Annotated in this window: 23 protein-coding genes; 16 read left to right on the top strand and 7 right to left on the bottom strand. The window is 69.9% G+C overall.

Features of this window, described 5'->3' with window-relative positions; genetic code table 11:
- Positions 1-4: 4 nt before the first annotated feature.
- From ABZ208_RS32005 to metK, 11 genes are all read left to right on the top strand, one after another.
- Positions 5-1,291, top strand: a complete 1,287-nt coding sequence (locus ABZ208_RS32005) for a dihydroorotase (RefSeq protein ID WP_356912953.1) — start codon at positions 5-7, stop codon at positions 1,289-1,291.
- A complete protein-coding gene (locus tag ABZ208_RS32000; RefSeq protein ID WP_356912952.1) occupies positions 1,288-1,890 on the top strand; it encodes a hypothetical protein in 603 nt (200 codons plus the stop codon). Before ABZ208_RS32005 ends, ABZ208_RS32000 begins: the two co-directional genes overlap by 4 nt.
- Complete coding sequence (carA, locus tag ABZ208_RS31995; RefSeq protein ID WP_356912951.1) at positions 1,887-3,023, top strand: glutamine-hydrolyzing carbamoyl-phosphate synthase small subunit; 1,137 nt, start codon at positions 1,887-1,889, stop codon at positions 3,021-3,023. The genes ABZ208_RS32000 and carA overlap by 4 nt, the downstream gene beginning before the upstream one ends.
- On the top strand, positions 3,016-6,324 hold the full coding sequence (gene carB / locus ABZ208_RS31990; RefSeq protein ID WP_356912950.1) for a carbamoyl-phosphate synthase large subunit: 3,309 nt from the start codon (positions 3,016-3,018) through the stop codon (positions 6,322-6,324). Before carA ends, carB begins: the two co-directional genes overlap by 8 nt.
- A gap of 57 nt (positions 6,325-6,381) precedes the next feature.
- Entirely contained in the window at positions 6,382-7,506 is a 1,125-nt protein-coding gene (locus ABZ208_RS31985) for a quinone-dependent dihydroorotate dehydrogenase (RefSeq protein ID WP_356912949.1), read from the top strand.
- Between the two features lie 97 nt (positions 7,507-7,603).
- Positions 7,604-8,452: an orotidine-5'-phosphate decarboxylase gene (pyrF, locus tag ABZ208_RS31980; RefSeq protein ID WP_356912948.1), complete on the top strand. Its 849-nt coding sequence runs from the start codon at positions 7,604-7,606 to the stop codon at positions 8,450-8,452.
- A 259-nt stretch (positions 8,453-8,711) separates the two neighbouring features.
- A complete protein-coding gene (locus ABZ208_RS31975; protein ID WP_005319887.1) occupies positions 8,712-9,035 on the top strand; it encodes an integration host factor in 324 nt (107 codons plus the stop codon).
- A 38-nt stretch (positions 9,036-9,073) separates the two neighbouring features.
- A complete protein-coding gene (gmk, locus tag ABZ208_RS31970; RefSeq protein ID WP_356912947.1) occupies positions 9,074-9,637 on the top strand; it encodes a guanylate kinase in 564 nt (187 codons plus the stop codon).
- A gap of 44 nt (positions 9,638-9,681) precedes the next feature.
- Positions 9,682-9,954, top strand: a complete 273-nt coding sequence (gene rpoZ / locus ABZ208_RS31965; protein WP_005319902.1) for a DNA-directed RNA polymerase subunit omega — start codon at positions 9,682-9,684, stop codon at positions 9,952-9,954.
- A gap of 147 nt (positions 9,955-10,101) precedes the next feature.
- The gene (gene coaBC, locus ABZ208_RS31960; RefSeq protein ID WP_356912946.1) at positions 10,102-11,304 is read left to right on the top strand and encodes a bifunctional phosphopantothenoylcysteine decarboxylase/phosphopantothenate--cysteine ligase CoaBC; all 1,203 of its coding nucleotides are present in this window, start codon (positions 10,102-10,104) and stop codon (positions 11,302-11,304) included.
- Positions 11,305-11,544: 240 nt separating this feature from the next.
- Positions 11,545-12,753 (top strand): methionine adenosyltransferase, encoded by a 1,209-nt coding sequence (gene metK, locus ABZ208_RS31955; protein WP_356912945.1) that lies wholly within the window; start codon positions 11,545-11,547, stop codon positions 12,751-12,753.
- Positions 12,754-13,105: 352 nt separating this feature from the next.
- Here the strand turns inward: metK and corA are convergent, their stop codons facing one another.
- Complete coding sequence (gene corA / locus ABZ208_RS31950; RefSeq protein ID WP_356912944.1) at positions 13,106-14,098, bottom strand: magnesium/cobalt transporter CorA; 993 nt, start codon at positions 14,096-14,098, stop codon at positions 13,106-13,108.
- Between the two features lie 56 nt (positions 14,099-14,154).
- On the opposite strand from corA, the gene ABZ208_RS31945 reads away from it, so the two are divergent.
- The 5 genes from ABZ208_RS31945 (at position 14,155) to ABZ208_RS31925 (ending at position 18,758) form a co-directional block, all read left to right on the top strand.
- Positions 14,155-14,859 (top strand): histidine phosphatase family protein, encoded by a 705-nt coding sequence (locus ABZ208_RS31945; protein WP_356912943.1) that lies wholly within the window; start codon positions 14,155-14,157, stop codon positions 14,857-14,859.
- 87 nt (positions 14,860-14,946) lie between these two features.
- The gene (locus ABZ208_RS31940; RefSeq protein WP_328402489.1) at positions 14,947-15,537 is read left to right on the top strand and encodes a DUF3090 domain-containing protein; all 591 of its coding nucleotides are present in this window, start codon (positions 14,947-14,949) and stop codon (positions 15,535-15,537) included.
- Positions 15,501-16,319 (top strand): SCO1664 family protein, encoded by an 819-nt coding sequence (locus tag ABZ208_RS31935; RefSeq protein ID WP_356912942.1) that lies wholly within the window; start codon positions 15,501-15,503, stop codon positions 16,317-16,319. The genes ABZ208_RS31940 and ABZ208_RS31935 overlap by 37 nt, the downstream gene beginning before the upstream one ends.
- 103 nt (positions 16,320-16,422) lie before the next feature.
- Entirely contained in the window at positions 16,423-17,652 is a 1,230-nt protein-coding gene (gene mshC / locus ABZ208_RS31930; protein WP_356912941.1) for a cysteine--1-D-myo-inosityl 2-amino-2-deoxy-alpha-D-glucopyranoside ligase, read from the top strand.
- A gap of 134 nt (positions 17,653-17,786) precedes the next feature.
- Positions 17,787-18,758 carry a superoxide dismutase gene (locus ABZ208_RS31925; RefSeq protein WP_356912940.1) on the top strand — a complete coding sequence of 324 codons (972 nt, stop codon included), beginning with the start codon at positions 17,787-17,789 and terminating at the stop codon, positions 18,756-18,758.
- Positions 18,759-18,833: 75 nt separating this feature from the next.
- Here the strand turns inward: ABZ208_RS31925 and ABZ208_RS31920 are convergent, their stop codons facing one another.
- The 6 genes from ABZ208_RS31920 to ABZ208_RS31895 all read right to left on the bottom strand — a co-directional run bounded on the left by ABZ208_RS31920 (position 18,834) and on the right by ABZ208_RS31895 (position 25,956).
- The gene (locus ABZ208_RS31920; protein WP_356912939.1) at positions 18,834-19,862 is read right to left on the bottom strand and encodes a PAC2 family protein; all 1,029 of its coding nucleotides are present in this window, start codon (positions 19,860-19,862) and stop codon (positions 18,834-18,836) included.
- Between the two features lie 304 nt (positions 19,863-20,166).
- Positions 20,167-20,838, bottom strand: coding sequence for a FadR/GntR family transcriptional regulator (locus tag ABZ208_RS31915; protein WP_356912938.1), 672 nt, complete (start codon positions 20,836-20,838; stop codon positions 20,167-20,169).
- Positions 20,839-20,979: 141 nt separating this feature from the next.
- Complete coding sequence (locus ABZ208_RS31910; protein ID WP_356912937.1) at positions 20,980-22,584, bottom strand: glycerol-3-phosphate dehydrogenase/oxidase; 1,605 nt, start codon at positions 22,582-22,584, stop codon at positions 20,980-20,982.
- Positions 22,585-22,590: 6 nt separating this feature from the next.
- Positions 22,591-24,114 carry a glycerol kinase GlpK gene (glpK, locus tag ABZ208_RS31905; protein ID WP_356912936.1) on the bottom strand — a complete coding sequence of 508 codons (1,524 nt, stop codon included), beginning with the start codon at positions 24,112-24,114 and terminating at the stop codon, positions 22,591-22,593.
- A 35-nt stretch (positions 24,115-24,149) separates the two neighbouring features.
- A complete protein-coding gene (locus ABZ208_RS31900; RefSeq protein ID WP_356912935.1) occupies positions 24,150-24,938 on the bottom strand; it encodes an MIP/aquaporin family protein in 789 nt (262 codons plus the stop codon).
- A gap of 253 nt (positions 24,939-25,191) precedes the next feature.
- The gene (locus ABZ208_RS31895) at positions 25,192-25,956 is read right to left on the bottom strand and encodes an IclR family transcriptional regulator (RefSeq protein ID WP_328402505.1); all 765 of its coding nucleotides are present in this window, start codon (positions 25,954-25,956) and stop codon (positions 25,192-25,194) included.
- Between the last annotated feature and the right edge of the window lie 375 nt (positions 25,957-26,331).

Here is a 26,331-nt window from a genome sequence, read left to right as displayed (position 1 = left end):
AACCATGAGCAAGATCCTTATCCGTGGTGCGAAGGTGCTCGGGGGCGACGCCCAGGACGTCCTGATCGACGGCGAGACCATCGCTCAGGTCGGGACGGGCATCAAGGCCGGCGATGCGACGGTGGTCGAGGCCGAGGGCAGGATCCTGCTGCCCGGCCTCGTCGACCTGCACACCCACCTCCGTGAGCCCGGTCGCGAGGACTCCGAGACCGTCCTCACCGGTACGCGCGCGGCCGCAAGCGGCGGCTACACGGCCGTGTTCGCCATGGCCAACACCTTCCCGGTCGCCGACACCGCCGGCGTGGTCGAGCAGGTCTTCCGGCTCGGCAAGGAGTCCGGCTACTGCGACGTCCAGCCCATCGGGGCCGTCACCGTGGGACTTGAGGGCAAGAAGCTCGCCGAGCTCGGCGCGATGCACGACTCGGCTGCCGGCGTCACCGTCTTCTCCGACGACGGCAAGTGCGTCGACGACGCCGTGATCATGCGCCGCGCTCTGGAGTACGTGAAGGCCTTCGGCGGCGTGGTCGCCCAGCACGCGCAGGAACCCCGTCTCACCGAGGGCGCCCAGATGAACGAGGGCATCGTCTCCGCAGAGCTGGGACTCGGCGGCTGGCCCGCCGTCGCCGAGGAGTCGATCATCGCCCGTGACGTCCTGCTCGCCGAGCACGTCGGCTCCCGGGTGCACATCTGCCACCTGTCGACGGCCGGCTCGGTCGAGATCGTGCGCTGGGCCAAGTCCCGCGGGATCGACGTCACCGCCGAGGTCACCCCGCACCACCTGCTGCTGACCGACGAACTGGTCCGCTCGTACAACCCCGTCTACAAGGTCAACCCGCCGCTGCGCACCGAGCGCGACGTCCTGGCGCTGCGCGAGGCGCTCGCCGACGGCACGATCGACATCGTCGCCACGGACCACGCCCCGCACCCGCACGAGGACAAGGACTGCGAGTGGGCCGCGGCCGCCATGGGCATGGTCGGCCTGGAGACGGCGCTGTCCGTCGTCCAGCAGACGATGGTCGAGACCGGGCTCCTGGACTGGGCCGGCGTCGCCGACCGGATGTCGTTCAAGCCCGCGCAGATCGGACAGGCCAAGGGGCACGGCCGTCCCGTCTCGGCAGGTGAGCCCGCGAACCTCACCCTGGTCGATCCGGCATACCGTGGAGTGGTGGACCCCGCGGGCTTCGCCTCCCGCAGCCGCAACACCCCCTACGAGGGCCGCGAGCTGCCCGGGCGCGTCACCCACACCTTCCTGCGGGGCCGGGCAACGGTCGTGGACGGGAAGCTGGCGTGACACCTGCACTGATCAATCTGGCCGCCGAGCAGAAGTCGGCGGAGGTGACCGACTGGGCCGCCCGCCTCTCCTGGGTCGCCGGACTCCTGCTCTTCATCGCCTTCGTCTACTGGCTGATGCGCCAGGGCTGGAAGTGGCGCGGCAGCCTCCAGTCGGACCTGCCCGAGCTGCCCGGCGCGCCGGAAGAGCCGGGCGAGGCGAAACTGACGATGAGCGGCCGCTACCACGGCTCGACGACCGCGGGGCAGTGGCTCGACCGGATCGTCGCCCACGGCCTGGGCGTCCGCAGCCGCGTCGAGCTCCGGCTCACCGACGCGGGCCTGGATGTCGTACGGCCCGGCGCGCAGGACTTCTTCGTACCGAGTCATGCGCTGCGCGAGGCCCGCCTCGACAAGGGCATCGCGGGCAAGGTCCTCGCCGAAGGCGGACTGCTCGTCATCACCTGGGCGCACGGCGACAAGCTGATCGACTCCGGGTTCCGCTCCGACCATGCGGCGGAGCACATCGCCTGGGTCGAGGCCCTGGCCGCCCTCATTCCGGGGACGACCCCCGGCACCCCCGAAGCCATGACCCACACGACGGAAGGCACCGCACGATGACGATCTCCACCCGGGGAGCCGGCAAAGCTCCCGCCGTACTCGTCCTGGAGGACGGCCGCACCTTCCGCGGCCGTGCCTACGGGGCCGTGGGGGAGACCTTCGGCGAGGCGGTGTTCAACACCGGTATGACCGGCTACCAGGAAACGCTCACCGACCCCTCCTACCACCGCCAGGTGGTCGTGATGACCGCGCCGCACATCGGCAACACCGGCGTCAACGACGAGGACGACGAGTCGAAGAAGATCTGGGTCGCCGGATACGTCGTTCGCGACCCCGCCCGGGTCCGCTCCAACTGGCGCTCCCGGCGCACCCTCGACGACGAACTCGTCGCCCAGTCCATCGTCGGCATCAGCGGCATCGACACGCGGGCGCTCACGCGCCATCTGCGTGAGCGCGGCGCGATGCGCGTCGGCATCTTCTCCGGCGAGGCGCTCGCCGACGACGCGACCCTGCTCGCGAGGGTGCTCGAAGCCCCCGAGATGAAGGGCGCCGACCTCTCCTCCGAGGTCGCCACCACCGAGCCGTACGTCGTCCCCGCGATCGGTGAGAAGAAGTTCACCGTCGCCGCCATCGACCTCGGCATCAAGGGCATGACGCCGCACCGCATGGCCGAGCGCGGCATCGAGGTGCACGTCCTTCCCGCCACCGCCACCGCCGACGACGTGTACGCGGTGAACCCGGACGGCGTCTTCCTCTCCAACGGCCCCGGCGACCCCGCCACCGCCGATGTGAGCGTCGTCAGGGCGGTCCTGGAGCGCAGGACCCCGCTGTTCGGCATCTGTTTCGGCAACCAGCTGCTCGGCCGCGCGCTCGGCTTCGGCACCTACAAGCTCAAGTACGGCCACCGCGGCATCAACCAGCCCGTGCAGGACCGCACGACGGGCAAGGTCGAGGTCACCGCGCACAACCACGGCTTCGCCGTCGAGGCCCCCCTCGACAAGGTCTCCGACACCCCCTACGGCCGCGCCGAGGTCTCCCACGTCTGCCTGAACGACAACGTGGTGGAGGGCCTCCGGCTCCTCGACCAGCCGGCCTTCAGCGTCCAGTACCACCCCGAGGCGGCCGCGGGCCCGCACGACGCCGCGTACCTCTTCGACCGCTTCGTATCCCTGATGGAGGCCGAGCGTGCCTAAGCGCACCGATATCCAGTCCGTCCTGGTCATCGGCTCCGGCCCGATCGTCATCGGCCAGGCCGCCGAGTTCGACTACTCCGGCACCCAGGCCTGCCGCGTCCTCAAGTCCGAGGGCCTGCGGGTCATCCTGGTCAACTCCAACCCGGCCACGATCATGACCGACCCGGAGATCGCCGACGCCACCTACGTCGAGCCGATCACCCCCGAGTTCGTCGAGAAGATCATCGCCAAGGAGCGCCCCGACGCCCTGCTGCCCACCCTCGGCGGCCAGACCGCGCTCAACACCGCCATCTCCATGCACGAGCAGGGCGTGCTGGAGAAGTACGGCGTCGAGCTGATCGGCGCCAATGTCGAGGCGATCAACAAGGGCGAGGACCGCGACCTGTTCAAGGGCGTCGTCGAAGCCGTCAACGCCAAGATCGGCCACGGCGAGTCCGCCCGCTCGGTCATCTGCCACTCCATGGACGACGTGCTCGGGGGCGTCGAGACCCTCGGCGGCTACCCCGTCGTCGTCCGCCCCTCCTTCACGATGGGCGGCGCCGGCTCCGGCTTCGCCCACGACGAGGGCGAGCTGCGCCGCATCGCCGGCCAGGGACTGACGCTCTCCCCGACCACCGAGGTGCTCCTGGAGGAGTCCATCCTCGGCTGGAAGGAGTACGAGCTGGAGCTGATGCGCGACAAGCACGACAACGTCGTGGTCGTCTGCTCCATCGAGAACTTCGACCCGATGGGCGTGCACACCGGCGACTCGATCACCGTCGCCCCCGCGATGACGCTGACCGACCGCGAGTACCAGCGGCTGCGTGACATCGGTATCGCGATCATCCGTGAGGTCGGTGTCGACACCGGCGGCTGCAACATCCAGTTCGCGGTCAACCCGGACGACGGCCGGATCATCGTCATCGAGATGAACCCCCGCGTCTCGCGGTCCTCGGCGCTCGCGTCCAAGGCCACCGGCTTCCCGATCGCCAAGATCGCCGCGAAGCTCGCCGTCGGCTACACGCTGGACGAGATCCCGAACGACATCACCGAGAAGACCCCGGCCTCCTTCGAGCCGACCCTCGACTATGTCGTGGTCAAGGCCCCGCGGTTCGCCTTCGAGAAGTTCCCGTCCGCGGACGCCACCCTCACCACCACCATGAAGTCGGTCGGCGAGGCCATGGCCATCGGCCGCAACTTCACCGAGGCACTGCAGAAGGCCCTGCGTTCCCTGGAGAAGAAGGGCAGCCCGTTCTCCTTCACCGGGGAGGCGGGCGACAAGGACGAGCTGCTGCGCGAGGCCGTGCGCCCCACGGACGGCCGTATCAACACCGTCATGCAGGCCATCCGCGCGGGCGCGAGTCCCGAAGAGGTTTTCGAGGCGACGAAGATCGACCCGTGGTTCGTCGACCAGCTCTTCCTGATCAAGGAGTACGCGGACGAGCTCGCCGCAGCCGAGAAGCTCGACCCCGAGCTGCTCGCCGAGGCCAAGCGCCACGGCTTCTCCGACGCCCAGATCGGCGAGATCCGCGGACTGCGCGAGGACGTGGTGCGCGAGGTACGGCACGCGCTCGGCATCCGCCCGGTCTACAAGACGGTCGACACCTGTGCCGCCGAGTTCGCCGCCAAAACGCCGTACTTCTACTCCTCCTACGACGAGGAGAGCGAGGTCGCGCCGCGCACCAAGCCCGCCGTGATCATCCTCGGCTCGGGTCCGAACCGTATCGGCCAGGGCATCGAGTTCGACTACTCCTGTGTCCACGCCTCCTTCGCGCTGAGCGACGCGGGCTACGAGACCGTGATGGTCAACTGCAACCCGGAGACCGTCTCCACCGACTACGACACCTCCGACCGGCTCTACTTCGAGCCGCTCACCCTGGAGGACGTGCTGGAGATCGTCCACGCGGAGTCGCTCGCCGGGCCGATCGCCGGTGTCGTCGTCCAGCTCGGCGGCCAGACCCCGCTCGGCCTCGCCCAGGCCCTCAAGGACAACGGCGTACCGGTCGTCGGCACGCCCCCGGAGGCCATCCACGCCGCCGAGGACCGCGGCGCCTTCGGCCGGGTGCTCGCCGAGGCAGGACTGCCCGCCCCCAAGCACGGCACCGCCACCACCTTCGCCGGTGCCAAGGCCATCGCCGACGAGATCGGCTACCCCGTGCTCGTACGCCCGTCGTACGTGCTCGGCGGCCGCGGTATGGAGATCGTGTACGACGAGGCGCGTCTGGAGACGTACATCGCCGAGTCCACCGAGATCTCCCCGAGCCGCCCGGTCCTCGTCGACCGCTTCCTCGACGACGCGATCGAGATCGACGTCGACGCGCTCTACGACGGCACCGAGCTCTACCTCGGCGGCGTGATGGAGCACATCGAGGAGGCCGGTATCCACTCCGGTGACTCCGCCTGTGCGCTGCCCCCGATCACGCTGGGCGGCTTCGACGTCAAGCGCCTGCGCGCCTCCACCGAGGCGATCGCCAAGGGCGTCGGCGTCCGCGGGCTGATCAACATCCAGTTCGCGATGGCCGGCGACATCCTCTACGTCCTCGAGGCCAACCCGCGCGCCTCCCGGACCGTCCCCTTCACCTCGAAGGCGACCGCGGTGCCGCTGGCCAAGGCCGCCGCCCGCATCTCGCTGGGCGCGACCATCGCGGAACTGCGTGCCGAGGGCCTCCTCCCGGCGCACGGCGACGGCGGCACGCTCCCCATGGACGCCCCGATCTCCGTCAAGGAGGCGGTCATGCCGTGGTCGCGCTTCCGCGACATCCACGGCCGCGGCGTCGACACCATCCTCGGCCCGGAGATGCGCTCCACCGGCGAGGTCATGGGCATCGACTCGGTCTTCGGCACGGCGTACGCCAAGTCGCAGGCCGGTGCGTACGGCCCGCTGCCCACGAAGGGCCGCGCGTTCATCTCGGTCGCCAACCGCGACAAGCGCTCGATGATCTTCCCGGCCCGTGAGCTGGTCGCCCACGGCTTCGAGCTGCTCGCCACCTCAGGCACGGCCGAGGTGCTCAAGCGCAACGGCATCCACGCCACCATCGTGCGCAAGCAGTCCGAGGGCGAGGGCCCGAACGGCGAGCGGACCATCGTCCAGCTGATCCACGACGGCGATGTCGACCTCATCGTCAACACCCCGTACGGCACCGGAGGCCGCCTCGACGGCTACGACATCCGTACGGCTGCGGTGGCCCGCTCCGTACCGTGCCTGACGACGGTCCAGGCGCTCGCCGCCGCCGTCCAGGGCATCGACGCGCTCAACCACGGCGACGTGGGCGTGCGTTCACTCCAGGAACACGCCGAACACCTGACCGCGGCCCGCGACTAGCAACCGAGAGGGGGACACCGGAAACGGTGTCCCCCTCCTCATGAGGACACCGCTGAGATGTACAAATTCTTCTTCAACCTGGTCTTCAAGCGGATGGACCCCGAGGAGGCCCACTACCTGGCCTTCCGCTGGATCCGGCTCGCGGTCCGCATCCCCGTGCTGCGCACCTTCGTCGCCGCCGCCCTCGCCCCCCGCTACAAGGAGCTGCGCACCGAGGCACTCGGCCTGCGGATGCACGGCCCCTTCGGGCTGGCGGCCGGCTTCGACAAGAACGCCGTCGCCATCGACGGCATGGCGATGCTCGGCTTCGACCACATCGAGATCGGCACGGTCACGGCGCAGCCCCAGCCCGGCAACCCCAAGAAGCGCCTCTTCCGGCTGGTACCGGACCGTGCGCTGATCAACCGCATGGGCTTCAACAACGAGGGTTCGGCAGCCGTCGCCGCGCGCCTCGCCGCCCGCAAGGCGGCCCTCGGCAAGAAGCACAGCCGGACCATCGTCGGTGTCAACATCGGCAAGACCAAGGTCGTCCCGGAGGCCGAGGCCGTCGGCGACTACGTCACCTCCACCGAGCGCCTGGCCGCCCACGCCGACTATCTCGTCGTCAACGTCAGCTCACCCAACACCCCAGGGCTGCGCAACCTCCAGGCGACCGAGTCGCTGCGCCCCCTGCTCACCGCCGTACGCGAGGCCGCCGACCGCGCGGTCACCGACCGCCGGGTCCCGCTGCTCGTCAAGATCGCCCCCGATCTCGCCGACGAGGACGTCGACGCCGTCGCCGATCTCGCGGTCGAGCTGGGCCTGGACGGCATCATCGCCACCAACACCACGATCGCGCGCGACGGACTGGGCCTGAAGTCCTCGCCCGAGCTGATCAAGGAGACCGGTGGCCTGTCCGGCGCTCCCGTCAAGGCACGCTCTCTGGCGGTGCTGGGCCGTCTGTACGCCCGCGTCGGGGACCGGATCACGCTCGTCGGCGTGGGCGGCATCGAGAACGCCGAGGACGCCTGGCAGCGCATCCTGGCCGGGGCCACGCTCGTCCAGGGCTACAGCGCCTTCGTCTACGAGGGCCCGTTCTACGCCCGCGCGATCCACAAGGGCCTCGCCGTCCGCCTGGCGGCCAGCCCGTACGCCACCCTCGCCGAGGCGGTAGGGGCCGCCGCCCCGAAGAACCACGCGTGAGCGGACCGGGAGGCGTCCTGCGGCTGCCGCCGGCGGCGCCCCCGGCAAGGCCGCCGCTTCACCGCGCGCGTGCGCGACCATCCACGGAGGAACTGCCATGACCGACATCACCGAGCCCTTCGGCGCCCGCCTGCGCCGTGCCATGGACACCCGCGGCCCGCTGTGCGTGGGCATCGACCCGCATGCGTCCCTCCTGTCCGCCTGGGGCCTGAGCGACGACATCGCGGGCCTGGAGACGTTCACGCGTACGGTCGTGGACGCACTGGCCGACCACGTCGCCGTCTTCAAGCCGCAGAGCGCGTTCTTCGAGCGCTTCGGCTCGAAGGGCATCGCCGTGCTGGAACGGGCTGTCGCGGATCTCCGCGCGGCCGGCGGGCTGGTCGTCATGGACGCCAAGCGCGGGGACATCGGCTCGACCATGGCCGCATACGCCGAGACCTTCCTGCGCAAGGACGCGCCGCTGTTCTCGGACGCCCTGACGGTCTCCCCGTATCTCGGGTACGGCTCGCTGAAGCCGGCCGTGGAGCTGGCCCGGGAGAGCGGCGCCGGTCTGTTCGTGCTGGCCCTGACCTCCAACCCGGAGGGCGCGGAGGTCCAGCGGGCGGTGCGTGAGGACGGCCGTTCGGTCGGCGCGACCATGCTGGGTCACCTCGCCGCCGAGAACGCCGGCCGGACCCCTATGGGCTCGTTCGGCGCGGTGGTCGGCGCGACGCTCGGGGACCTTGCCTCCTTCGATCTGGACATCAACGGCCCGCTGCTGGCCCCGGGGATCGGAGCTCAGGGCGCGAATGCCGCGGATCTTCCGGCGGTGTTCGGCCCGGCGGTGCGCAATGTCGTTCCGAATGTCAGCCGTGGCGTCCTGCGCCACGGTCCGGACGCGGCGGCGCTGCGCGATGCGGCTCTGCGGTTCGCGGACGAGGTGCGCGAGGCCGTCGCCTCCGCGTGATCCAGGGGCGGGATCCGGCGCCCTTGACGGAATCTTGGCTCAAATGTCGGTCGTTATGGCGGAAATGTCCTGGTCGGTCGATGCTGACCAGGACTTTTCGTCTGTTCTCGCTGACGAGAGCGGTCATGGCCGCTAGTCTCCGACCAGAGCGAACATGCAGCGCAGGTGATCTGCGTTGTTCGTTGCTCGCCTGGTGCGGGGCTACCCAGCTTCCTCACCGGTCCGTATCCGACAGTTCGACATCCGAGGTGACGTAGGCGTGGCTCTTCCGCCCCTTACCCCTGAACAGCGCGCAGCCGCGCTCGAAAAGGCCGCCGCGGCTCGCCGGGAGCGGGCCGAGGTCAAGAATCGACTCAAGCACTCCGGCGCCTCGCTCCACGAGGTCATCAAGCAGGGCCAGGAGAACGACGTCATCGGCAAGATGAAGGTCTCCGCCCTGCTCGAGTCCCTGCCGGGCGTGGGCAAGGTCCGCGCCAAGCAGATCATGGAGCGGCTCGGCATCTCCGAGAGCCGCCGCGTGCGGGGTCTCGGCTCCAACCAGATCGCCTCCCTCGAGCGCGAGTTCGGCGGCGGCGCCGCCTGACGTTCCCGGGCACTCCCGAGAACCTGGATAATCGCTGCATGGCAGCAGAGGTACGTCCGCGGCTGACCGTGCTCTCCGGCCCCTCCGGGGTCGGTAAGAGCACGGTCGTCGCCCATATGCGCAAGGTCCACCCCGAGGTCTGGCTCTCGGTGTCGGCCACCACCCGTAAGCCGCGCCCAGGCGAGCGCCACGGCGTCCAGTACTTCTTCGTGACCGACGACGAGTTCGACAAGCTCGTCGCCAACGGAGAGCTTCTGGAGTGGGCCGAATTCGCGGGCAACCGCTACGGCACGCCGCGCCGTGCGGTTCTCGACCGCCTGGAGGCGGGCGAACCCGTGCTGCTGGAGATCGATCTCCAGGGTGCCCGCCAGGTCAAGGAGTCCATGGCGGACTCCCAGCTGGTCTTCCTGGCCCCGCCGAGCTGGGACGAACTGGTCCGCAGGCTCACCGGTCGGGGTACCGAGTCCCCCGAGGTCATCGAGCGCCGGCTGGCGGCCGCCAAGGTGGAGCTCGCCGCCGAAGCCGAGTTCGATACGACCCTGGTCAACACCTCCGTCGAGGACGTAGCCCGTGAGCTGCTAGCCTTGATGGCAGTTGTTTGATCTTTTGTCCGATCTTTTTTGCAAGTTCTTCGGAAGGCTAGAGCGTGTCCTCTTCCATCACTGCGCCCGAGGGCATCATCAACCCGCCGATCGACGAGCTGCTCGAGGCCACTGACTCGAAGTACAGCCTCGTGATCTACGCGGCCAAGCGCGCGCGTCAGATCAATGCGTACTACTCGCAGCTCGGGGAGGGCCTGCTCGAGTACGTCGGTCCGCTCGTGGACACCCACGTCCACGAGAAGCCCCTCTCGATCGCCCTGCGTGAGATCAACGCGGGTCTGCTGACCTCCGAGGCCATCGAGGGCCCGGCCCAGTAGGCGTCAACAGTTCTTCACCACAGGCCCGGCGGAACATCCGCCGGGCCTGTGGTGCGTACCGGGGGGTCCCGGGGAGCCTTCCCCCAGGGTGATGCAGCATGGAGTCGTACGGAACGTGTCGTACGCATCCGAGTGCGGGGAGACGCAGTGGACAAGCCGAAGGTCGTTCTGGGTGTCAGCGGAGGCATCGCCGCGTACAAGGCCTGCGAGCTGCTGCGGCGGTTGACCGAGTCCGGCCATGACGTCCAGGTCGTCCCGACCGCGTCGGCGCTGCAGTTCGTCGGTGCCGCCACCTGGTCGGCGCTGTCCGGCCGCCCCGTCTCGACCGAGGTCTGGACCGATGTGCACGAGGTCCCGCATGTGCGCATCGGTCAGGGCGCCGATCTCGTCGTGGTCGCCCCCGCCACCGCCGACATGCTGGCCAAGGCCGCTCACGGCCTCGCTGACGACCTGCTGACGAATACGCTGCTCACCGCGCGGTGTCCGGTCGTCTTCGCGCCGGCGATGCACACCGAGATGTGGGAGCACCCCGCCACCCAGGAGAACGTCGCCACGCTGCGCAGCCGCGGCGCCCTGGTCGTGGAGCCCGCCAGCGGCCGCCTCACCGGCGTCGACACCGGCAAGGGCCGGCTTCCCGAGCCGGGCGAGCTGTTCGAGGTCTGCCGCCGGGTCCTCGCCCGCGGCGTCACCGACCCCGACCTCGCCGGCCGCCATGTCGTCGTCAGCGCCGGCGGCACCCGCGAGCCGCTCGACCCTGTCCGGTACCTGGGCAACCGCTCCTCCGGCAAGCAGGGCTACGCCCTGGCCCGTACCGCGGCCGCTCGTGGCGCGCGCGTCACCCTGATCGAGGCGAACACCGGCATCCCGGACCCGGCGGGCGTCGATGTCGTCCATGTCGGCACCGCCGTGCAGCTGCGCGAGGCCGTGCTCAAGGCGGCCGCGGACGCCGATGCCGTGGTGATGGCCGCGGCGGTGGCGGACTTCCGCCCGGCCGCGTACGCCGAGGGCAAGATCAAGAAGAAGGACGGGCAGGAGCCCGCGCCCGTCGCCCTGGTCCGCAACCCGGACATCCTCGCCGAGATCTCCGCCGATCGCGCCCACCCCGGCCAGATCGTCGTCGGCTTCGCCGCCGAGACCGACGATGTGCTGGCCAACGGCCGGGACAAGCTGCGCCGCAAGGGCTGTGATCTGCTCGTCGTCAACGAGGTGGGCGAGCGCAAGACTTTCGGGTCCGAGGAGAACGAAGCCGTCGTGCTCGCCGCCGACGGCGCCGAGACCCCGGTGCCCTACGGCCCGAAGGAGTCACTGGCCGACACGGTCTGGGATCTGGTCGCACCACGGCTCGGATGAACTCTGGGTGTCGTCCCGGCGCTGAAGAAATTCGGAGAAAACTGGCGAATTGCTCCCGGAACCGGCGTCGGCCACGTACCGTTTGCCATTGGACCGCAGGCAGATGCCCTTCCAAGCCGCGAGACGGGTTGTCCGGTGGCGGAGCGCGACCCGTAAACTGGTCGCGGAACGTCGTGGGGCGCAGCCCCCTGCCGGTCCGCCAATGATCAGCCAGCAGCCGCTGCAACCCCAGGGAGCGATGTGTCCCGCCGTCTCTTCACCTCGGAGTCCGTGACCGAGGGTCACCCCGACAAGATCGCCGACCAGATCAGCGACACCATTCTCGACGCGCTTCTGCGCGAGGACCCGACCTCCCGGGTCGCCGTGGAGACCCTCATCACCACCGGCCTCGTGCATGTCGCCGGTGAGGTCACCACCAAGGCGTACGCCGACATCCCCACGCTCGTGCGGAACAAGATCCTCGAGATCGGGTACGACTCCTCGAAGAAGGGCTTCGACGGCGCGTCCTGCGGCGTCTCGGTCTCCATCGGCGCCCAGTCGCCCGACATCGCCCAGGGTGTCGACACGGCGTACGAGAACCGGGTCGAGGGTGACGACGACGAGCTCGACCGGCAGGGCGCGGGCGACCAGGGCCTGATGTTCGGCTACGCGTGCGACGAGACGCCCGAGCTGATGCCGCTTCCCATCTACCTGGCGCACCGGCTCTCCCGTCGCCTGTCCGAGGTCCGCAAGAACGGGACCATCCCGTACCTGCGCCCCGACGGCAAGACCCAGGTCACCATCGAGTACGACGGCGAGAAGGCCGTCCGCCTCGACACGGTCGTCGTCTCCTCCCAGCACGCCTCCGACATCGACCTGGACTCGCTGCTCGCCCCGGACATCCGCGAGTTCGTCGTCGAGTACGTGCTCAAGGAGCTCGTCGACGACGGCATCAAGCTCGACACCGAGGGCTACCGTCTGCTGGTGAACCCGACCGGCCGCTTCGAGATCGGCGGCCCGATGGGCGACGCCGGCCTCACCGGCCGCAAGATCATCATCGACACGTACGGCGGCATGGCCCGCCACGGCGGCGGCGCGTTCTCCGGCAAGGACCCGTCCAAGGTGGACCGTTCGGCCGCCTACGCCATGCGCTGGGTCGCCAAGAACGTGGTGGCCGCCGGTCTCGCCGCCCGCTGCGAGGTCCAGGTCGCGTACGCGATCGGCAAGGCCGAGCCCGTGGGTCTGTTCGTGGAGACCTTCGGCACCGCGACGGTGGACGTCGACAGGATCGAGCAGGCCATCGCGGACGTCTTCGACCTCCGCCCGGCCGCGATCATCCGCGACCTCGACCTGCTGCGCCCGATCTACGCCCAGACCGCGGCGTACGGCCACTTCGGCCGCGAGCTCCCCGACTTCACCTGGGAGCGCACGGACCGCGTGGACGCGCTGCGCCAGGCCGCCGGCCTCTGAGCCGTACCGCTTCGTACGAGGGCCCCGGACCACCTGGTCCGGGGCCCTCGCGCGCAGGCCGCTCAGGCCCTGTCCGGGCGATCTTGTCGGGCCCGCGACGACAGCTGCGGCACCTCGCCGTGTTGTCGGCGCCCATGTACGTCCAGTACGAGGGTGATCTCCCCCGGCCTCCGGCCGGGCGGTGCCCCTGCCGCCTTGCGATGCGTCCCCTCGGCCCTGGGGGGCCTGGGGAGACCCCATGCCTCGGCCCTGGGGGGCCTGGGGAGACCCCATGCCTCGGCCCTGGGGGGCCTGGGGAGACCTCACGCATCTGACGCCGCAGGCTGGTCCTCGAAGATCGCCCGGACAGGGCCTAGAGCCAGCCGCGGCGCTTGAACAGGCGGTAGAGGCCGTAGACCGCGGTGGCCATCAGCAGGATGACCGCCGGATACGCCCAGGGCTGCTTCAGCTCCGGCATGTACTCGAAGTTCATTCCGTAGATCCCCGCGACCATCGTGGGAACCGCCGCCATCGCAGCCCAGGCCGAGATCTTGCGCATGTCGTCGTTCTGCCGCACGCCCATCTGCGCGAGATGGGCGGAGAGGATGTCCGACAGCAGCCGGTCCAACCCGTCCACCTGCTCGTTCGCCCGCGTCAGATGGTCGCTGACATCGCGGAAGAACGGCTGCGCGTGCTCGTGCACGAACGGCACGCCCGCACTCGCCAGACGGACCATCGGCGCCGCCAGCGGACCGGACGCCCGGCGGAACTCCAGCAGCTGGCGCTTGAACGTGTAGATCCGCGCCGCTGTGTTGCGCAGCTCCCCGCCCGTCGGGGCGAAGACGTCCGCCTCCATCTCCTCCAGGTCCACCTGGAGCTCGTTCGCCACGTCGATGTAGTGGTCGACGATGGCGTCGCTGACCGCGTACAGGACAGCCGTGGGGCCGTGTCGGAGCACCATCGGATCGGCCTCCATCCGCAGCCGCACCGAATGCAGCGGCGTGCCCTCGCCGTGCCGGACCGTCACCACGAAGGAGTCACCGATGAACACCATCACCTCCTCGCTGGTGACCGTGTCGCTCTCCGGCTCGTACACGACGGGCTTCAGGACCACGAACAGCGAGTCGTCGTACACCTCCAACTTGGGGCGCTGATGCGCCCGCAGCGCGTCCTCCACGGCCAGCGGGTGCAGACCGAACTCGCTGCTGACGAGATCGAACTCCTTCTCGGTCGGCTCGTGCAGCCCGATCCACAGGAAGGCGTCTCCGCTCGCGCGCGCTTCCTCCAGCGCGTCCGAGAGGTCGTCGGGGCCCTCGGTACGCCGCCCGCCCCGGTAGATGGCACAGTCCACGATCACGGCGCGCATTCTTCCGCGCTCGGCGCCTCGGCGCACCCCGGCGGGCACCCCCTAGGCTGACGGGCATGGCCACGCTGATCCTCGTACGCCACGGACGATCCACCGCCAACACCTCTGGAGTGCTCGCCGGCTGGACGCCGGGCGTCCTCCTCGACGAGCGCGGCGCCGAACAGGCCGCCGCCCTGCCCGAGCGCCTGGCCCGGGTACCCCTGGTCGCCGCCGTCACCAGCCCCCTCGAGCGCTGCCGGCAGACCCTGCAGCCCCTGCTGGACGCCCGGCCGGAACTGGAGCCGGTGAGCGACGAGCGCATCGGGGAATGCGACTACGGGGACTGGTCGGGGCGCAAGCTCGCCGAGCTCGCCGACGAGGCGCTGATGGAGGTGGTTCAGCAGCACCCGACCGCGGCGGCCTTCCCCGGGGGCGAGTCGATGCGGGCCATGCAGGCGCGCGCCGTCGACGCGGTACGGGACTGGAACGCGCGCATCGACGCACAGTACGGCGAGCACGCCGCCTATGTGATGTGCTCGCACGGAGACATCATCAAGTCCATCGTCGCCGACGCCCTCGGCATGCATCTCGATCTCTTCCAGCGCATCCATGTCGAACCGTGTTCCATCACGGCGATCCGCTACACCCGTACCCGTCCCTTCCTGCTGCGTCTCGGTGACACCGGGAACTTCGCCTCGCTCGTGCCGCCTGAGAGGGGCGAGGCCGAAACGGGCGGTGACAGCGGGGCCGCAGTCGTCGGAGGCGGCGCGGGCGCACCGTGATCCGTTCGCGCAGTAGGGTGGACGGGCCGTAATGCTGAAGTCCCCGCGACCGCAGTCTCTACCGACCCTTCCCAAGGGAGACAGAACGTGTCCCGTCAGGTGTTCCTCTACGACCCGCCGGAGCGTTTCGTGGCCGGTACGGTCGGGCTGCCTGGGCGCCGTACGTTCTTCCTGCAGGCTTCCGCCGCTGGACGCGTGACCAGCGTCGCCCTGGAGAAGACCCAGGTGGCCGCGCTTGCCGAGCGGATCGACGAGCTGCTGGACGAGGTGGTGCGCCGCACCGGCGGTAACGCCCCGGTGCCGGCCATGGCTCCCGCCGACGTCGCCGACACCGCTCCGCTCGACAACCCGGTCGAGGAGGAGTTCCGGGTCGGCACGATGGCGCTGGCCTGGGACGGCGAGGAACAGCGCATGATCGTCGAGGCGCAGGCGCTCGTGGAGCTGGACGTGGACTCCGAGGAGGACCTTGCGGAGGCCGAGGAGCGGCTGCTTCAGGACGAGGAGAACGGCCCGCCGATGCTGCGTGTGCGGCTGACCGGGGCACAGGCCCGGGCATTCGCCAAGCGCGCGCTGGACGTCGTGAACGCCGGCCGGCCGCCGTGCCCGCTGTGCAGCCTGCCGCTCGATCCGGAAGGACACGTATGCCCGCGCCAGAACGGATACCGACGGGGCGCCTGACGGCGGTGGATCTGCTCACCAAGGGGGAGCTCACCGTACGGGGACGGGTCCGCGAGGCATCCAACGCGGTGCTGTACTGCTCGGTTTCGTACGACGGTCAGGAAGCCCACTGCGTCTACAAGCCGATCGCGGGCGAGCGCCCGCTGTGGGACTTCCCGGACGGCACGCTCGCGCACCGCGAGGTCGCGGCGTACGAGCTCTCCGAGGCGACCGGGTGGGGCCTGGTGCCGCCCACCGTGCTGCGCGACGGCCCGTACGGCCAGGGCATGGTCCAGCTGTGGATCGAGGCCGATCCCGAGGCGTCGCTGCTGGCGCTCGTGGAGGACGAGGAGCCCGGCGCCGGCTGGAAGGCTGTCGGCTTCGCCGACATCGGCGATGGACGCACCGCCCTGCTGGTCCACGCGGACGACGAGCGGCTGCGGCGGCTCGCCGTGCTCGACGCGGTGATCAACAACGGCGACCGCAAGGGCGGCCATCTGCTGCCGACGCCCGACGGCGCGCTGTACGCGATCGACCACGGCGTCAGCTTCAACGTGGACGACAAACTGCGCACCCTGCTGTGGGGATGGGCGGGGGAGCCGCTGACCGCGGACGCGCTCGAGGCGCTCGGCACGGTGGCCCGGTCCCTGGCCGAGGGCGCGCCGCTCGCCACCCGACTGGAGCAATTGCTCACCGCGGACGAGGTGCGTGCGCTCAAGGACCGGGTCGAGGCCCTGCGGGGCACGGGGAAGCACCCTGTCCCGTCGGGTGACTGGCCGGCGATTCCCTGGCCTCCCGTATAGCCAGGAACGCAGCACACGCCGCGCCCAGGCGCAAGAATGCCCAACCGGCCAAGATCAGTGATCCGGTTCGTATGTGGAACTGGCGTCCGGTTACGCTCATGACATGCATGCCTGGCCCGCTTCTGAGGTCCCCGCCCTGCCCGGCAAGGGCCGCGACCTCCGGATCCACGACACCGCGACCGGTGGTCTGGTGACCCTCGACCCCGGTCCCGTCGCCCGTATCTACGTCTGCGGCATCACACCGTACGACGCGACCCACCTGGGTCACGCGGCGACCTACAACGCGTTCGACCTTGTGCAGCGCGTGTGGCTCGACACCAAGCGGCAGGTTCACTACGTCCAGAACGTGACGGACGTGGACGATCCCCTGCTCGAGCGCGCGATCCGCGACGGGCACGACTGGACCGAGCTCGCCGAGCGCGAGACCGCCCTGTTCCGTGAGGACATGACCGCACTACGGATGCTGCCCCCGCAGCACTACATCGGCGCCGTCGAGGCGATACCCGGCATCGTGCCGCTCGTCGAGCGGCTGCGGGACGCAGGCGCCGCCTACGAGCTCGAGGGCGACGTCTACTTCTCGGTCGAGGCCGACCCGCACTTCGGCCAGGTGTCGGGACTCGACGCCGAAGCCATGCGGCTGCTGTCCGCCGAGCGCGGCGGTGACCCGGACCGGACCGGCAAGAAGAACCCGCTCGACCCCATGCTGTGGATGGCCGCCCGCGACGGCGAGCCGAGCTGGGACGGCAGCTCGCTCGGCCGCGGCCGCCCCGGCTGGCACATCGAGTGCGTGGCGATCGCCCTCGACCACCTCGGCATGGGCTTCGACGTGCAGGGCGGCGGCTCGGATCTGGTCTTCCCGCACCACGAGATGGGGGCCTCGCACGCTCAGGCCCTCACCGGCGAGCACCCGTTCGCCAAGGCGTACGTCCACGCCGGCATGGTCGCCCTGGACGGCGAGAAGATGTCCAAGTCCAAGGGCAACCTGGTCTTCGTCTCCAAGCTCCGCCGCGACGGCGTGGACCCTGCCGCCATCCGCCTCGCCCTGCTCTCGCACCACTACCGGGCGGACTGGGAGTGGACGGACTCCGTGCTCGAGGAAGCGGTGGAGCGGCTCGGGCGCTGGCGCGCCGCCGTCTCCCGGCCTGACGGGCCGTCCGCCGACGCGTTGGTCGAGGAGATCCGCGGCGCGCTCGCCGACGACCTCGACGCCCCGGCCGCACTCGCGGCCGTGGACCGCTGGGTCGCGGCCCAGCATGCCGAGGGCGGCGCGGACGAGGGCGCCCCCGGCCTGGTCTCCCGCTCCGTGGACGCACTGCTCGGCGTGGCCCTGTAGGTTCCCGCGGTGCCGGGGCGGGCCCGAGCCCGCTCCGGCACCCTTGCCTCCGCTTCGGGGTTCATGCTGCGGGGGCCACTCGTCGTGTGGTGGGGTGTGGGGCGTTCGTCGATGACGAGTCGGAAGGACGCACCATGGAACGTTCCTTCGCACGCAGAGAATTACTGGGCACGGCCGCCGCTGTCGGCGCGACCGCACTGCTCGGACCACTGGCCGGCTCCGCACGGGCGGCGGACGGATCCGCCGAAGGGCCCTGGCCCACCCGCTTCCTCCTGCCGAACGGCTTCCAGCCCGAGGGCATCACGATCGGACGCAGCCCGTACGCCTACTTGGGCTCGCTCGGCACCGGCGATGTGTACCGGGCGAGTCTGGCCACCGGACGCGGCCGGATCGTGAGCAAGGGGCCCGGCGCCGGCCACTCGGTCGCCGGGCTGAAGATCGACCGGTACGAGCGGCGGCTGTTCCTCTCCGGCGGCTTCAGCCGGGAGATCCGGGTCGCCGACGCCCGCTCCGGGGACATCGTCCGGAACTTCCCCGTGGGCGCCGCGAACTCGATGGTGAACGACGTGATCCTCACCCCGGGCGCCGCCTGGTTCACGGACTCCTTCCAACCTCAGCTCTACCGGCTGCCGTTGGACCGGCGGGGCGAGCCAGACCGGGCGGTGGAGACGGTGCCGCTGGGCGGAGAGTGGGAGCAGGGCACGGACTTCACGGCGAACGGCATCGAGCGAACCCCGGACGGGCGCGCCCTGCTGGTCGTGAACACCGTGGTCGAGGGCGGCTCGCTGATGCGGGTCGACCCGCGCACGGCCACGGCCCGCAGGGTCGACCTCGGCGATCTCAGGATCCCCTTCGGTGACGGCCTGTTGCTGCTCGGCCGTCACCTGTACATCGTCCAGCAGCAGCGCAACCAGGTCGACGTGGTCCTGCTGAACGACGTGGGCACCAGGGGCACGGCGATCGGGCGGATCACCGACCCGGAGCGTTTCCGCATCCCGACCACAGCCGCGGCCTTCGGTGGCCGGATCTATCTGCCCAACGCCCGCTTCGATGTCGGGCCGACCCCGGAGACCGAGTACGACGTGGTGGCGGTCGGCCAGGTGTGAGGGGCGCGGATGCGGGAGCGGGGTGGTACCGGCCGGCACCACCCCGCTGCTCGTACTGCTCGGCGCTCCTACCGCTCAGTCGTCGGACGCATCGGGTGCGTCCTCGTCGCCCTCCGCGTCCGGCCCGGCTCCGGGCCCGCTCTCCGGCGGTGAACCAGGTTCCGGACGCGGTGGCTTGGGCGGCCGGGTGCGCCCGCTGGAGGTGTCCCGCAGATACGAGTCGCCGCCCTCGGTGGCATGACCGCCCGGCGCCTGGCCGTGGCCGCCGTCGCGCCGCCGCAGATAACGCTCGAACTCGCGGGCGATGGCCTCACCGGACGCCTCCGGGAGCTCCGCGGTGTCCCGCGCCTCCTCCAGCGTCTGTACATACTCCGCCACTTCGCTGTCCTCGGCGGCCAGTTGGTCCACGCCCAGCTGCCAGGCCCGTGCGTCCTCGGGGAGTTCACCCAGCGGGATGCGCAGGCCGATCAGGTCCTCGAGCCGGTTGAGCAGCGCCAGTGTCGCCTTCGGGTTGGGCGGCTGCGACACGTAGTGCGGCACCGCCGCCCACAGGCTGACCGCGGGAACGCCCGCGTGCGTGCACGCCTCCTGCAGGATGCCGACGATGCCGGTCGGGCCCTCGTACCGGGTCTCCTCGAGATCCATGGTCCGCGCCAGATCCGGGTCCGAGGTGATCCCGCTGACGGGCACCGGCCGGGTGTGCGGGGTGTCGCCCAGCAGCGCGCCCAGGATGACCACCATCTCGACTCCCAGCTCATGGGCGAAGCCGAGGATCTCGTTGCAGAACGAGCGCCAGCGCATGGACGGTTCGATACCGCGGACCAGCACCAGGTCGCGCGGCTTGTCACCGCCGATCCGGACCACGGACAGCCGTGTGGTGGGCCAAGTGATCTTCCGTGCACCGCCGTCCAGCCACACCGTGGGCCGGTTGACCTGGAAGTCGTAGTAGTCCTCGGCGTCGAGCGCCGCGAACACCTCGCCCTTCCACTCCCGGTCCAGATGCGCGACCGCGGTGGAGGCGGCGTCGCCGGCGTCGTTCCAGCCCTCGAACGCGGCCACCATGACCGGGTCGATCAGCTCGGGAACCCCCTCGAGCTCGATCACCCAGTGCCTCCTTCCGAAGTTCCCTTTCGTACACGCCAACCTTACGGCTTACGGGGCCCCGCTCCGCAGCCCTCCTGCACGGCGGGGTGAAGTTCCCCCACGCAGGCATATGCCGCGGCGTCCGGGCCTCTGACCGGCCGATTCATCCGAGCTGTGCAGGGGAAATCGGTACCGGCGCGGAGCTCGCTCCGCCTCTGGCGCCCGGACGGGGACGGAGAGCGGATGTCGGGGAGAGGTCCGATGTCCTTCTCGCCCCGGTCGGCACGAGGCGGCGCGTCAGGGTCGAGCGGCGTGCACGACGAGGTCAGAGAGTGGACCTCAGTCCCTGCTCCGCGCTCGCCACATGCACCGTGGCCCACGACCTCGCCGCCTCTCCGTCACGGTCACGCAGCGCCGCCAGGATCGCGCGGTGTTCGTCCAGGGTGCGGCTGACCGCGCCCTCCCGGGTGAGTCCGCGCCACACCCGGACCCGCGCCGTCGGCCCCGACAGCCCCTCCAGCAGCGAGCACAGCACCAGGTTCCCCGAGCAGCGCGCGATCGAACGATGGAACTCCAGATCCGCGGCTGCCAGCTCCTCCACCGACGGGTCGGTACCCAGCGCGTCCAACTGTGCGGCGAGCTCGGCCAGTTCGTCGTCGGTGATCCGTGCCGCCGCCATCGCCGTCGCGGCCGCCTCCAGGATGCGGCGCACGGCGAGGAACTCCGGCGCCGTGTCGTCGCTGTGGAAGTCGACGACGAAGCCCAGCGCCTCGAGCAGCAACTGCGGATCCAGGCTTGTGACATACGTACCGTCGCCCTGCCGGACGTCGAGGATGCGGATGAGGGAGAGTGCGCGCACCGCCTCGCGCAGCGAGTTGCGCGACAGGCCGAGCTCGGCGGCGAGTTCGCTCTCCTTGGGGAGTCGGTCGCCGGGGCGCAGGGCGCCCGAGACGATCATTTCCTTGATCTTCCCGATGGCCTCGTCGGTGACAGCCACAGCGACCTCCAGACATCCGATGTATCACCCCATTATGTGCACCGGAGTCCTGCACGAGCCTGCCGCGGACCTGAGGAACCGGAGAGGCACCGGACACGAGAAAGGGGCGGCATCCCCGTGGGCCGCCCCTTTCACCTGCTGCTACTTACCGAGGATGTCCTCGACCTTGGCGCGGATCTCGTCCGTCGCGAGACCACGGATCGTCAGCGTCGTACGGCGGCGCAGCACGTCGTCCGCCGTCTCGGCCCACTCGTGGTCACGCGCGTACACGACCTGCGCCCAGATCTCGGGCGCGTCCGGGTGGACGCGCTCCGCCAGCGCCGGGTTCTCGTTGGCCAGGCGCGCGATGTCGAAGGACAGCGAGCCGTAGTGGGTGGCCAGATGACGGGCGGTGTCGGCGGCCATCCGCGGACCGGGCGCGGGCCCGTCCACGAGCAGCCGATGGGCGACCGCGCGCGGGTTTGCTATGCCCGGCAGCGGAAGCTTCTTGGGCAGGTGCGCGATCGGCTCCATGTCGTCCGCGAGCGGCCGGCCCGGCAGCTCGGCCAGCTTGGTCATCACCGTACGGCCGATGTGGCGGAACGTCGTCCACTTGCCGCCGGCCACCGACAGCATGCCGCCGCTGCCCTCGGTCACGACCGTCTCCCGCTTGGCCTTCGAGGTGTCGCCGGGACCGCCGGGCAGTACCCGAAGTCCTGCGAAGGAGTACGTGATCAAGTCGCGTGACAGCTGCTGGTCGCGGATCGAGAACGCGGCCTCGTCCAGGATCTGCGTGACGTCCTTGTCGTTGACCGAGACATCCGCCGGATCGCCCTCGAACTCCTCGTCGGTCGTACCGAGCAGCAGCATGTCCTCCCACGGGAGGGCGAAGGTGATGCGGTACTTGTCGATCGGGGTGGCCAGCGCGGCCTTCCAGGGGGAAGTGCGCTTGAGGACCAGGTGCGCACCCTTGGAGAGACGGATGGAGGGAGCGGCGTTCGGGTCCTCCATCCTGCGCAGGTGGTCGACCCATGGGCCGGTGGCGTTGAGCACCAGGCGGGCCGTGACACCGAACTCGGCGCCGTCGGTGCGGTCCTTGAGCTCGGCACCGGTGACCCGGCCCTTGGTGAAGCGCAGGCCCGTGACCTCGGCGTGGTTGAGGACGGCCGCGCCCGCCTGGACGGCCGCACGGACCGTCATCAGCGCCATCCGGGAGTCGTTCATCTGGTCGTCGCCGTACACGGCCACGGCCTTCAGGTTCTCCGTACGCAGCTCGGGCACGTCACGCGCGGCCTTGGATGCGGAGATGACATGACCGACGCCGTCCCCGAACGCGGAGAGCGCGGAGTAGGCGAAGACGCCTGCGCCGAGCTTGGCCGCGCCGTGCGGGCCGCCCTTGTAGACCGGCAGGTAGAAGGTGAGCGGGTTCGAGAGGTGCGGCGCCACCTGACGGGAGACCGCACGCCGCTCGAAGTGGTTCTCGGCGACCAGTTTGACCGCGCCGGTCTGCAAGTAGCGCAGACCGCCGTGCAGCAGCTTGGAGGAGGCGGAGGAGGTGGCGCCGGCGAAGTCGCCGGCGTCCACCAGTGCCACCCGCAGCCCGGACTGAGCCGCATGCCAGGCAGTGGAGATGCCCAGGATGCCGCCGCCGATCACCAGGAGGTCAAAGGTCGCCCTGGAAAGCTGCTCCCGAGTTTCGGCCCGGCTCGGGTGAGAGCCGGAGGCCGGGTGCGTCCCGAGGGCCGGGACGCTCTGCAGGGTGGTCATCTCGTATTACTCCTCGTCCTCGATCCAGCCCATGGTCCGCTCGACGGCCTTGAGCCAGTCCTTGTACTCGCGTTCACGCTTGTCAGCGTCCATGCGGGGGGTCCACTCGGCGGCCCTGCGCCAGTTGGCACGCAGAGCCTCGGTGTCCGGCCAGAAGCCGACGGCCAGGCCGGCGGCGTAGGCGGCGCCGAGGCAGGTCGTCTCGGCCACCATCGGGCGCACCACAGGGGCGTCCAGGAAGTCCGAGAGCGTCTGCATCAGCAGGTTGTTGGAGGTCATGCCGCCGTCGACCTTGAGTGCGGAGAGCTCGACGCCGGAGTCCTTGGTCATGGCGTCGGTGATCTCGCGGGTCTGCCAGGCGGTGGCCTCGAGAACGGCGCGCGCAATGTGCGCCTTGGTGACGTACCGGGTCAGGCCGGCGATCACACCGCGGGCGTCGGAGCGCCAGTACGGGGCGAACAGTCCGGAGAAGGCCGGTACGAAGTACGCGCCACCGTTGTCCTCGACCGACGACGCGAGCGTCTCGATCTCGGCGGCGGTGCTGATCAGGCCCATCTGGTCGCGCATCCACTGCACCAGCGAACCCGTGACGGCGATGGACCCCTCGAGGGAGTACACCGGCGCCTGGTCGCCGATCTTGTAGCCGACGGTGGTGATCAGGCCCGAGTACGAGTTGATGATCTTGTCGCCGGTGTTCATCAGCAGGAAGGTGCCGGTGCCGTAGGTCGACTTGGCCTCGCCCTCGGCGAAACAGGTCTGGCCGAACAGCGCGGCCTGCTGGTCGCCGAGCGCGGAAGCGACCGGGATGCCGTCCAGGACGCCGCCCCTGACGTGCCCGTACACCTCGGCGGAGGAGCGGATCTCCGGCAGCACGGTCGCCGGAACCTCCATGGACTGCAGGATCTTCTCGTCCCACTCCATGGTGTGCAGGTTCATCAGCATGGTGCGGGAGGCGTTGGTGACGTCGGTGACGTGGTGACCGCCGTCGACACCGCCAGTGAGGTTCCAGATGACCCAGGAGTCCATGGTGCCGAAGAGGATGTCGCCGCGCTCGGCGCGCTCGCGCAGCCCCTCGACGTTGTCCAGCAGCCAGCGGACCTTGGGACCGGAGAAGTAGCTCGCCAGAGGCAGGCCGGTCTCGCGGCGGAAGCGGTCCTGGCCGACGTTGCGGCCGAGCTCCTTGCAGAGGCTGTCGGTGCGGGTGTCCTGCCAGACGAGGGCGTTGTGGACGGGCTCACCCGTGTTCTTGTCCCAGAGGACGGTGGTCTCGCGCTGGTTGGTGATGCCGATGGCCAGAACGTCGGAGGGGGTGATGCCACCCTTCTCGATGGCGCCCTGCACCACTTCCTGGACGTTGGTCCAGATCTCGGCGGCGTTGTGCTCGACCCAGCCCGGCTTCGGGAAGATCTGCTCGTGCTCCTTCTGGTCGACCGAGACGATCCGGCCGTCCTTGTCGAAGACGATGCAGCGGCTGGAGGTGGTGCCCTGGTCGATGGCCGCGATGAACGGGCCGGCGTGTGCGTCAGTCACGGTTGCTCCTGTGGTCTGTGAGGAGGACGTACGGCTTAGGCGAACGCGATGTTGTAGATACCCGCGGCAATCGCAGCACCCACGAGCGGGCCGACGACGGGAATCCATGCGTAGCCCCAGTCGGAACCACCCTTGTTGGGCAGCGGGAGCAGGGCGTGCACGATGCGCGGGCCCAGGTCACGAGCAGGGTTGATGGCGTATCCGGTCGGACCGCCGAGCGAGAGGCCGATGCCGACGACGACGAGCGCGACAATCAGACCGCCGAGGACGCCGAGCCCCTTGCCGCTGTCGTTGAGGCCCTGGGTGAGGACCGCGAGGACGAGCACGGCGGTGCCGATGATCTCGGTGGCGAGGTTCTGCCAGACCACGCGGACCTCGGGGCCGGTCGAGAAGACACCGAGCACCGGACCGGCGTTCGGGGCGGCCTTCTCGCTGACCAGGCCCTCCTCGTGAGGCGGCGCGGCGAGGATCTCCGGGTCCGTCAGGTGGGCCTTGAACTGGCCGTAGTACGCGACCCAGGCCAGGAAGGCACCGAGCATGGCACCGACCAGCTGGCCCGCGAAGTAGACGGGGACGTTGTTCCAGTCCCCGCTCGTTATCGCGATACCGAGCGTGACCGCCGGGTTGAGGTGGGCACCGGACAGGGGGCCTGCGATGTAGACCGCGGTCAGGACCGCGAAGCCCCACCCGAAGGTGATGGCCAACCAGCCGGCGTTCTGCGCCTTCGAGCGCTTGAGCACGACGGCGGCGACTACGCCGGCGCCGAGCAGGATGAGTACGGCGGTACCAATGATCTCGCCGATGAAGATGTCGGAGCTGGACACCCGCGACTCCTTGTCCTTCGTCCAGGGGAAGGCGAACCAACGGGTCCCACCGTGGTTCGCGCCCTCGGGGGTGAGAGCGATGCCCTCGGGATGAGAGCGTTGCCGGCCCTTGGCGTTGCCACACTCTAGCGCGTATTGCCGTTAGGTGTTCGACAATGCCGACCGATGAACGGCAGTTTTGTCCTCCGGTTAAGACGGCGTCAAGGGTTGTGACGCCGATAACCCGATCGTTACTTACGATGGAACAAAACGGTCAAAACCGCCCGGCGCCCAGATCCCGTGAAACGGCGCGCGCGCAGTCCCGCACCGCCGCGACCAGCTCGGAACGCAGCTCCTCGCCCTGGCAGACCCGCTCCACGGCACCCGTGATGGCAACGGCGCCCACCGGCATCCGGCGCCGGTCGTGGATGGGCGCGGCGACGGCTGCCACGCCCTCCCAGGTCTCTTCCACATCTGCTGCCCAGCCGCGTGCCCGCGTGTGGTCCAGAAGCGACTCGAACTCGGTCAGATCCGTGACCGTGCGCGGCGTGAACGCCTTGAAGTCGACCTCGAGCGCCTCGGTGTGAGCGACCGGGTCGTAGGCCACCAGGACCTTGCCCAGCGCCGTGGAGTGCAGTGGCTGCATGGCCCCCACCTCCAGGACCTGGCGGCTGTCGTCGGGCCTGAAGACGTGGTGGACGATGAGCACGCCGTGCTGGTGCAGCACTCCCAGGTGCACGCTCTCGCCGCTGGAGCGGGCGAGATCGTCCGTCCAGACCAGGGCGCGTGCCCGCAGCTCGTGGACGTCCAGATAGCTGTTGCCCAGCCGGAGCAGCTCGGCTCCGAGCTGGTAGCGGCCGGAGGCGGCGTCCTGCTCGACGAAGCCCTCGGCCTGGAGCGTGCGCAGAATCCCGTGGGCCGTGCCCTTGGCCAGGTCCAGCGACGAGGCGATGTCGGACAGTCCCAGCCGGCGTTCTCCGCCCGCGAGCAGACGCAGCATGGCCGCGGCCCGCTCGAGTGACTGGATGCTCTTCGCCATCGTCTCGGCCTTTCTCACCTGTGGTTCGACAATGCTGAACACTATCGGCCGATGTCGACCTTGGTCATCGGTGACGAGTATCTCTCCGATGGTCAGACTGCAGAAACCCTCGGTACAACTTGCCGTCCGCCCCGTGGGACGCCCCCGCCCGCGGCGGGAAGCACGGCTACCCTGACTTCGTGCGCCTTCCACCGGGAGACGCAAAGCCGACAGCCGTCGCATCCCAGGGAGTACATCCATGGCCTCGTTGCCGACCCCTTCCGCTGACAGCCGGACCCGAATCGAAGCTCTGCGTGAGGCGCTGGCCACCCGTGTGGTGGTGGCGGACGGTGCGATGGGCACGATGCTTCAGGCGCAGGATCCGACGCTGGAGGA

Source organism: Streptomyces sp. NPDC006208 (assembly GCF_040613775.1).
Classification (GTDB): Bacteria; Actinomycetota; Actinomycetes; order Streptomycetales; family Streptomycetaceae; genus Streptomyces.
This window is presented reverse-complemented; position numbering and strand designations above follow the sequence as displayed.